General features: G+C 38.3%; 1 protein-coding gene. It reads right to left on the reverse strand.

The genetic code is table 11. The features are described 5' to 3' along the window. Positions 1–111 precede the first annotated feature (111 nt). A complete protein-coding gene (locus AB1397_00270; GenBank protein ID MEW6481440.1) occupies positions 112–786 on the reverse strand; it encodes a PHP domain-containing protein in 675 nt (224 codons plus the stop codon). Positions 787–853 lie beyond the last annotated feature (67 nt).

Below are 853 nucleotides of genomic sequence, written 5' to 3' on the forward strand. Positions count from 1 at the left end.
ATCCCTTTTCCATCGTCTATTATTGTAAGGGTAAGCAGATCATCCTTTGTGTCTTCTACTATCTCAATGGTTATATTCCTTGCTCCTGCCCTTACTGAATTCTCTGCTAGATCAAGAATGTGCAATGAAATATCTTCCATTTTGTAAGGCAGATTTTATCTCAAAGAGGCTAGGTTTTTCTAGAAAAAAGATTGTATATTTACATCCAATATCTTCTAGAAAATGGGCATCAGAGCTTGCTATTCCGTCTCTTCCTTCAATTCCATCAAGCCCTAATCCCTCTGGGATAAATCCAAGCTGAGCAATTATGCCAAATGCCCTTTCAATATGTGAGGCAATGGCTATTCCACCCAATGAATGGATAAAGGAAACCATATCATTTACAGAGAGGCTTGTGGCAGAAACCAGAAGCCTTTTATTAAACCCCAGGACAAGGTCATCTTCATCCACCACAACCTGTTCTTTCCATTCTTTGTCTTGTATGGTTGGAATATCCTGATATAGCCTTTCTTGGAAGGAAAAAAGGTTTTCCAAATCCTCAAATAGCCCTAAGATATGAACCTCCTCCCTTGTGGTTGCTTCAATCCCTCCCAAAACAAAGATTCCCCCTTTTTCTCCTATTTTCTTTGCAACTTCCACATTTTCTGCGGAATTATGATCGGTTATGGCAATAATATCAAGCCCTACTTCCTTTGCCCTTTTTATTATCCTTTTGGGAGTCATATCCAGCTCACTACAGGGAGAGAGGGTAGTATGGATATGGAGGTCTGCTTTAAAAATGGACATTGCAAGAGGATAAAATTATAGTTAATTCCATAACGCTTTACAAAATGTATATGTTTAGATAATCTTA

The sequence above is a fragment of the bacterium genome (assembly GCA_040756715.1).
GTDB lineage: Bacteria > UBA9089 > UBA9088 > UBA9088 > UBA9088 > JBFLYE01.

Bases quoted from the DNA above. Each gene is read 5' to 3' on its own strand.
- AB1397_00270 (MEW6481440.1), bottom strand. From the start codon at position 786: ATGTCCATTTTTAAAGCAGACCTCCATATCCATACTACCCTCTCTCCC.